General features: G+C 67.7%; 10 protein-coding genes. 6 read left to right on the plus strand and 4 right to left on the minus strand.

Annotated elements, in window-relative coordinates:
* Positions 1 to 13: 13 nt before the first annotated feature.
* Both pheA and ACRDTL_RS06950 read left to right on the plus strand, forming a co-directional pair.
* Positions 14 to 958 (plus strand): prephenate dehydratase, encoded by a 945-nt coding sequence (pheA, locus tag ACRDTL_RS06945; RefSeq protein ID WP_431505973.1) that lies wholly within the window; start codon positions 14 to 16, stop codon positions 956 to 958.
* The gene (locus ACRDTL_RS06950) at positions 955 to 1,656 is read left to right on the plus strand and encodes a histidine phosphatase family protein (protein WP_431505974.1); all 702 of its coding nucleotides are present in this window, start codon (positions 955 to 957) and stop codon (positions 1,654 to 1,656) included. Before pheA ends, ACRDTL_RS06950 begins: the two co-directional genes overlap by 4 nt.
* A 49-nt stretch (positions 1,657 to 1,705) precedes the next feature.
* Here the strand turns inward: ACRDTL_RS06950 and ACRDTL_RS06955 are convergent, their stop codons facing one another.
* From ACRDTL_RS06955 to ACRDTL_RS06965, 3 genes are all read right to left on the minus strand, one after another.
* Complete coding sequence (locus tag ACRDTL_RS06955; RefSeq protein WP_431505975.1) at positions 1,706 to 1,897, minus strand: hypothetical protein; 192 nt, start codon at positions 1,895 to 1,897, stop codon at positions 1,706 to 1,708.
* Between the two features lie 101 nt (positions 1,898 to 1,998).
* Complete coding sequence (locus tag ACRDTL_RS06960; protein ID WP_431505976.1) at positions 1,999 to 2,349, minus strand: metallopeptidase family protein; 351 nt, start codon at positions 2,347 to 2,349, stop codon at positions 1,999 to 2,001.
* A 4-nt stretch (positions 2,350 to 2,353) separates the two neighbouring features.
* Positions 2,354 to 3,691 (minus strand): septum formation family protein, encoded by a 1,338-nt coding sequence (locus ACRDTL_RS06965; protein WP_431505977.1) that lies wholly within the window; start codon positions 3,689 to 3,691, stop codon positions 2,354 to 2,356.
* 93 nt (positions 3,692 to 3,784) lie between these two features.
* On the opposite strand from ACRDTL_RS06965, the gene serS reads away from it, so the two are divergent.
* The 3 genes from serS to ACRDTL_RS06980 all read left to right on the plus strand — a co-directional run bounded on the left by serS (position 3,785) and on the right by ACRDTL_RS06980 (position 5,720).
* Positions 3,785 to 5,038 carry a serine--tRNA ligase gene (gene serS, locus ACRDTL_RS06970; protein ID WP_431505978.1) on the plus strand — a complete coding sequence of 418 codons (1,254 nt, stop codon included), beginning with the start codon at positions 3,785 to 3,787 and terminating at the stop codon, positions 5,036 to 5,038.
* Between the two features lie 62 nt (positions 5,039 to 5,100).
* Positions 5,101 to 5,343, plus strand: coding sequence for an AbrB/MazE/SpoVT family DNA-binding domain-containing protein (locus ACRDTL_RS06975; RefSeq protein ID WP_431505979.1), 243 nt, complete (start codon positions 5,101 to 5,103; stop codon positions 5,341 to 5,343).
* Complete coding sequence (locus tag ACRDTL_RS06980) at positions 5,340 to 5,720, plus strand: type II toxin-antitoxin system VapC family toxin (protein WP_431505980.1); 381 nt, start codon at positions 5,340 to 5,342, stop codon at positions 5,718 to 5,720. Before ACRDTL_RS06975 ends, ACRDTL_RS06980 begins: the two co-directional genes overlap by 4 nt.
* Before the next feature lie 73 nt (positions 5,721 to 5,793).
* Here the strand turns inward: ACRDTL_RS06980 and ACRDTL_RS06985 are convergent, their stop codons facing one another.
* Positions 5,794 to 6,276, minus strand: a complete 483-nt coding sequence (locus tag ACRDTL_RS06985; protein WP_431505981.1) for a DUF2834 domain-containing protein — start codon at positions 6,274 to 6,276, stop codon at positions 5,794 to 5,796.
* A gap of 168 nt (positions 6,277 to 6,444) precedes the next feature.
* Here ACRDTL_RS06985 and ACRDTL_RS06990 point away from each other — a divergent pair.
* On the plus strand, positions 6,445 to 7,111 hold a 667-nt coding region (locus tag ACRDTL_RS06990), incomplete at its 3' end, for a DUF222 domain-containing protein (protein WP_431505982.1).

A 7,111-nucleotide genomic window follows, 5' to 3' on the forward strand; every position in this document is an offset into this window, starting at 1 on the left:
TAGGGTTTTATACGTGGCTCGCATCGCATATCTCGGTCCGGAAGGGACCTTCACCGAAGCGGCGCTGCGGCGGATGGTCGATAGCAGCATGGTTCCGGGGCACGACGCGACGGCGGGAGGGCCGCAACCGGTCGACACCACGCCGGCTGCTCTCGACGCCGTGCGGGGCGGCGAGGCCGACTACGCGTGCGTGCCGATCGAGAACTCCATCGACGGGTCGGTGGCGCCGACGCTGGACAGCCTGGCGATCGGCTCGCTGCTGCAGGTGTTCGCGGAGTTGACGCTGGATGTGGCGTTCAGCATCGTCGCGAAACCCGGCCGCACTCTGGCGGATGTGCATACGTTGGCCGCCTTCCCGGTCGCGGCTGCCCAGGTGCGGCACTGGCTGGCTGCCCACCTGCCCGCCGTCGAACTGCGTCCGGCCAACTCCAACGCCGACGCCGCACAGCAAGTTGCCGACGGACATGTCGACGCCGCGGTGAGTTCGCCGCTGGCCGGGATCCACCGCGGGTTGGCCGCGCTGGCTGAGGGCATCGTCGACGAACCCAACGCCTGCACCCGCTTTGTGCTGATCGGCCCGCCCGGCTCGCCGCCGCCCCGGACCGGGGCCGATCGCACGTCGGTGGTGTTGCGGATCGACAACGCGCCGGGCGCGCTGGTGTCGGCGCTGGCCGAATTCGCTGTCCGCGACATCGACCTCACCCGGATCGAATCCCGGCCCACCCGAACGGAGTTAGGCACCTACGTGTTCTTCCTGGATTGCGTCGGCCACATCGACGACGATGCCGTTGCCGAGGCACTCAAGGCGCTGCGCCGTCGTTGTGCAGATGTGCGCTATCTGGGTTCCTGGCCGACCGGAAAGGCCGCGGGTGCGGCGCCACCCCGGCTCGACGAGGCGGCGAAATGGCTGGCTCAGCTGCGAGAAGGCCCGGCCGCCGGAAGGGACCCGGGCCGATGAGCGGCCGGTTGGTGTTACTGCGGCACGGCCAGTCCTACGGCAATGTCGATCGTCGGTTGGACACCCGCCCGCCGGGGACGGAACTCACAGCGTTAGGCCGCGATCAGGCCCGGGCGTTCGCGCGGAACGGGTCCCGGCAGCCCGGGCTGCTGCTGCACTCGGTCGCCGTCCGCGCGGCGCAAACCGCCTTGGAGATCAGCGCCGCGATCGGCGCCGAGGCCGCGTTGTCCGCCCGAGAGGTCACCGGCATCCACGAAGTGCAGGTCGGGGAGCTGGAAAACCGCAACGACGACGATGCGGTCGCCGAATTCAACGCGATCTACCAGCGCTGGCACCAGGGTGAGTGGGAGCTGGCGCTGCCGGGCGGGGAGAGCGCCAACCAGGTGCTGGACCGCTGCGTGCCGGTGCTGACCGAACTGCGGATGCGTTACCTCGACAATGACGACTGGACCAGCGACATCATCGTCGTCAGTCACGGCGCGGCGATCCGGCTGATCGCGGCCGTGCTGGCCGGAGTTGATGGCAGCTTCGTGGTGGACCACCATCTGGGCAACGCCGAGTCGGTGGTCCTGGCGCCGATCACCGACGGGCGCTGGAGCTGTGTGCAGTGGGGCGCATTGACCCCGCCGTTCCGTCCCGAACCGGGTGCGACGCCAGTGACTGACGCGGTGGAATCCGGCACCGATCCGATGGGCTGAGCCGGGCGACGATGCAGAGCGCGGAGCGCGATGAGGAGAAGCCGGGCAATCAGACCGCCAGGGCGGCCGGTTCGGCACACCCACAGCCGACGGCGGCGCAGTCGACGACGAAGTCGTGGGGCAGCAGCTCCGGGCTGGTGCAGCCATCCTCGGTGCACTCCGACCGGCGCAGCGGGTGGCGAATGATCGTGCCGTGGCAGTGCTCCAAGCCCGCCCGGCAGTCACGACAGCCTGTGCTCATGCGCCGTTCTTAGCACCGCGCGCCGATAAATCCGAGCTGACACGCTATGCGGCGATCGCAAACTCGGCGGAGCCGGGTGCAGCGGGTCGCCGCCGATGAATCTAACCCCAACCCAATTCGTGCAGGCGGTGGTCGTCGATACCGAAATGATGGGCGATCTCGTGGATCACCGTGATCGCCACCTCGTTGACGACTTCGTCGTCGGTGTCGCAGATATCGAGCAGCGCGTCACGGTAGATCGTGATGGCGTCCGGCAACGATCCGGCGTAGTTGGAGTCCCGCTCGGTCAACGCCACCCCCTCATACAGGCCGAGCAACTCGGCGTCGTCCGGATGGCGGTCGGCGACCAGCACGACGACGTTGTCCATCACGGCGGCCAGCTGCGGCGGGATCAGGTCGAGCGCGTCGGAGACCAGCTCGTCGAACCGTTGCGGATCCATCCGCACCGCCACCCCGCTAGGCCCCCGGCGCGGGTGCGGGAGGCGGTGGGGGTGGGGGCTCCGGCGGTGGCGGCGGTGGTGGTGGCGGTGGCGGCGGGGCTTCCGGAGCCGGTGGTGGTGGCGGCGGCGGCGCCTCGGGAGCCGGTGCCGGTGCTGCGGGGGGCGGTGCCGGTGCTGCGGGGGCCGGCTGCCCTGGCAAGTGCTCGTTGCCCTGTCGTTGGCTGGTCGGCCCCGCGCCCGACGAGGCCGGCCCGCCCGGGTTGGCCGGTGGCATCTGGATCGGCGGCAGATTGAGCCGCTCCTGCGGGATATTCGGCGGCGGGATCGGCGGCTGGCCGTTGATCAGCAGCGGGCCCTTGGCGCTGTTCAGCAGGGTCGCCCAGCCGCCGTTGCCCAGTGTGGCGCCGATGCTGCAGGCCACCTCGCGGCTGCCGGCCGACCAACTCGGCAATGACAGGGTGCTGTAGATCAGCGTCAGCGTGGTGCTGCGCAGCTGGACCGGCGCGAGGTAGGCGTCAGTCAGGCGCGTGCAGGAGTCCTTGACGAACGTGTCCTGGTCGGGCTCCGGAGGCAGCGCATCGGGAAACTTCGCGGCCAGATTGACCGTGCCGGTGACCTGCATGGCATGCGGTGCCGCGCAGTCAACCGGAATGTCGTTGGGTTGGTTGGTCGACGGGTCGATTCCCAGACAGGTGCCGTCCGGCCACACCCGCGATTGGTCGAGGTCGGCAACCTTGCCCTTGAAAGCCTGCTGGTGGCTACCCGTCCCGGGCAGCTGCAGGCCGCACAGCATCCGGCGTTCGCCGGCCTGCCGCCACGCCCTGTCGCCGGACCACAGCATGCTGATGGTGAACTTGCTGTTGGGATCGAAGTGGGTACCGAGGTAGCGGCGCACCGCCGAGTCGCATTGTTCCTGGCTGATCTGTTCGATGCGGGCGGCCGACGGCGGGGCGGCGTCGGGCCCATATTCCGAACCGGGGAAGGTGCGCATGTCCACCGACTCGGCGACCTCGAACCGGTGCTCGTCGTTGCAGTCGACGATGGTCGCGGCTTCCGGCAACCGTTCCGGCCACATCAGGCAGTCGCCGCGGGCGGCGTGGTTGAACGCATCGTTGCCCTTGGCGCCGGTGCTGGGCACCGGGGCGTTGTAGCCGGCCAGCCGGCCGGGCCCTTCGCCGTCGATCGGCAGGGCGGTGATCAGTCCGGCGATCAGTAGACCACCCAGCGCGGTCAGCAGCAGTGCACGTCGGGTCGCCGAGACATGAAATGTACGCAGCCACCCGAACCGCGACGGTAGCGGTGGGTTGATGGGGGGCCAATCGGCCCGGACACGTGCTTTTGGCATCCGCTCCATTCTGACAGGCTCACCGGGGCGCGGGAGAACCGATCGAAATGTCACCTGGTGGCGGGCGGCTGGGAAATTGTGGTCAAAAGTAAGGTTTTGCCCGTGATCGACCTGAAGCTGCTGCGCGAACACCCCGACGTCGTCCGCCGGTCCCAGATCAGCCGCGGGGAGGACCCGGCCCTGGTGGACGTGTTGCTGGCGGCCGACACGACCCGGCGGGCGGCGATCTCAGCCGCGGATTCGCTGCGAGCCGAGCAGAAAGCGGCCAGCAAGGAGGTCGGCGCCGCGTCGGCCGACGGGCGGCCGGCGCTGCTGCAGCGGGCCAAGGAGTTGGCCGAGCAGGTCAAGGCGGCCGAGGCCGAGCAGGCCGAAGCCGAGGCGGCGTTCACCACGGCGCACATGGCGATCCCCAACGTCATCCTCGATCCGGTACCCGCCGGCGGAGAGCACGACTACACGGTCCTCGACGTTGTCGGCGAGCCGACCGTGATCGAAAACCCGAGGGATCATTTGGAACTCGGCGAATCGCTCGGCCTGATCGACATGGAACGCGGCGCCAAGGTGTCGGGGTCGCGGTTCTACTTTCTGACCGGGCGGGGCGCGCTGCTGCAGTTGGGCCTGCTGCAGCTGGCGGTGCAACTGGCCGTCGACAACGGCTTCACCGTGGTGATTCCGCCCGTGCTGGTGCGTCCGGAAGTCATGTCGGGCACCGGGTTTCTGGGCGCGCACTCCGAGGAGGTGTACCGAATCGAGGCCGACGATTTGTACCTGGTGGGTACCTCGGAGGTGCCGCTGGCCGGCTATCACGCCGACGAGATCCTCGACCTGTCCAACGGGCCACTGCGGTATGCCGGCTGGTCGTCGTGTTTTCGCCGGGAGGCGGGCAGCTATGGCAAGGACACCCGCGGCATCATCCGGGTGCACCAGTTCGACAAGGTGGAGGCGTTCGTCTACTGCACCCCTGCCGACGCCGAGGCCGAGCACGACCGGCTGCTGAGCTGGCAGCGGGAGATGCTGGCCCGCATCGAGGTGCCCTATCGGGTGATCGACGTGGCTGCAGGCGATCTGGGTTCCTCGGCGGCCCGCAAGTTCGACTGCGAGGCCTGGCTGCCGACCCAGGGCGCCTACCGCGAGCTCACCTCGACGTCGAACTGCACCACATTCCAGGCGCGCCGGCTCGCCACGCGTTACCGGGACGACAGCGGTAAGCCGCAGATCGCCGCCACGCTCAACGGCACGCTGGCCACCACCCGCTGGCTGGTGGCCATCCTGGAGAACCACCAGCGACCCGACGGCAGTGTGCGGGTCCCCGCGGCGCTGGCACCGTTCGTCGGCACCGAACTGCTGGAGGCTTAGGCCTGCCGCGAGCCCGCGCGCACGCTGTGGCACGTAGACATAATATGTGGCATTATTAGCCCATGGATGCCACATTGGTGTTAGGCCAGCAAGGTCGACTGGTGATCCCGGCAAACGTCCGGACCGCGTTGGGCCTGACTTCCGGTGATCGCTTGCACCTGCACGTGACTGGTCGGCGGCTGGTGCTCGAACGGCAGCAGGACGCCGTGGCTGAGCTACGGGCCCTGGGAGCCGAACTTCCTAAGGACCGCTCGCTCGTCGAGGAGTTGCTTGCGGACCGGCGTCTGGCCGCTGAGGTCGAGTGACGGTCCTAGATGCATCGGCGGTGCTGGCTCTTGTTCACGACGAACCCGGCGCCGACCTGGTCGCAACCGAACTAAATTCTGCCTCGCTGGGCGCAGCGAACCTTGCCGAAGTCATTGGCAAGTTGGTTGACGCCGACCTCGACGTCAGCCGGGTGCGTGAATTGCTCGCCGCAACCGGTGTCACGATCGAGCCGTTGACCGAAGCCGACGCCGAACTGGCCGGGGCAATGAGATCCCTGGCCGGCGGACGTGGGTTGTCTTTGGGTGACCGCTGCTGCCTCGCCTTGACGGTGCGCAGCACGCCCCCCGAGGTACTGACCGCCGACCGCGCGTGGTCCGAGCTCGACCTACCTATTCGAGTCCGCCTGCTGCGGTAATAGAGCAAGGCGCGTTGCAATGACCAGCAGTCCGGCAACCGTTCGATTATGAGAAGAGCGTTGGTGAATCCGCTTAGGCGCGCACTGTCTCGCGGGCTTGCTCATGCCGGTGCTGTCGCTCAATGGTGGCGAAGTAGAACGCGAACGCGAAGGCGAAGCTGGTGAACAGGCTGGACACAAAGTACAGCCAGGGACGCCGCAGTCCACGGCGATAGCCGTCGATGATGGTAAACAGCGGCAGCAGAATCACATTCGCGATCGTGTAGTCCTGGCTGGCCGAGCTGGCGGCGGGGTTGGTGAACATCAGCCGGATGTAGTCGGCCCAGCTGCCATTGCCCCAGATCGGGTTCGTCGACCCGAGCGCGTACTGCTGCACGAAGCGGATATTGAAGTACCAGCCCAGCGCGACTGACGCGATACCGACGACGTAGTACACGACTTCCAGCGGTGAGAACATCGGTCCACCGGCCGGGCGGGCGAAAACCGTCGGGTTCGACGCCACGATCCAGCCGATGACCGCTAACCCGAGAACTGCATGGATGAGAAGCGAGACCATGGGCGCAGTTTCACCCGCGTCCCGAAGTTTTGTCAATATTGACACAAAGCCGGCAGCGTGACATCACATGTGTCACTTTGGCTCCAACAGTTATCCCCAGTTGGACTTTTCTCCACAATCCGGTCTCTACCAGTGCTCAATGTCGGTAGGTGCCGATATTATTCGAACATGCATTCGAGTAACAGGGAGGAGATCGTCGAGGCGTTTGACGCGCTCGACGCTGACCTCGACCGTGCCCTGGCGTTGTCCTTCGATGTGCTGACCACTCCGGAGCGGCTGGCCATGCTGCAACGCTCGGAAAGGCTGCGCCGCTGCCTGCCGGCCGTCGAACACCCACTGATCAACCAGATCGGCGAGCAAGCCGACGCCAGCGAGTTGGGCGGCAAACTCCGCTCAGCGCTGGCCGACCGGCTACGCATCACCCGCGCCGAAGCAGCCCGGCGCATCGGCGAGGCCGCCGATCTGGGGCCGCGCACGGCGATCACCGGCGAACCGCTGCCGCCCCGGTTGGAGGCCACCGCCGCCGCGCAGCGCGCCGGGCGCATCGGGGCCGGCCATGTGGCGGTGATCCGCGGGTTTTATCACCGGCTGCCGAACTTCGTCGACGTGGAGACCCGCGCCAAGGCCGAAGCTCAGCTGGCCCGGCTGGGCAGCGAGCATCGCCCCGATGAGTTGGCCAAGCTGGGCGACAGACTCACTGACTGCCTGAACCCCGACGGCGATTTCACCGATGTCGACCGGGCACGGCGGCGCGGCATCACCATCGGCAGACAAGACATCGACGGGATGAGCTCGATCACCGGATACCTGACGCCCGAAGCCCGCGCCACCATCG

This window comes from Mycobacterium sp. (assembly GCF_050700595.1).
In the GTDB taxonomy this organism is placed as follows: Bacteria; Actinomycetota; Actinomycetes; order Mycobacteriales; family Mycobacteriaceae; genus Mycobacterium.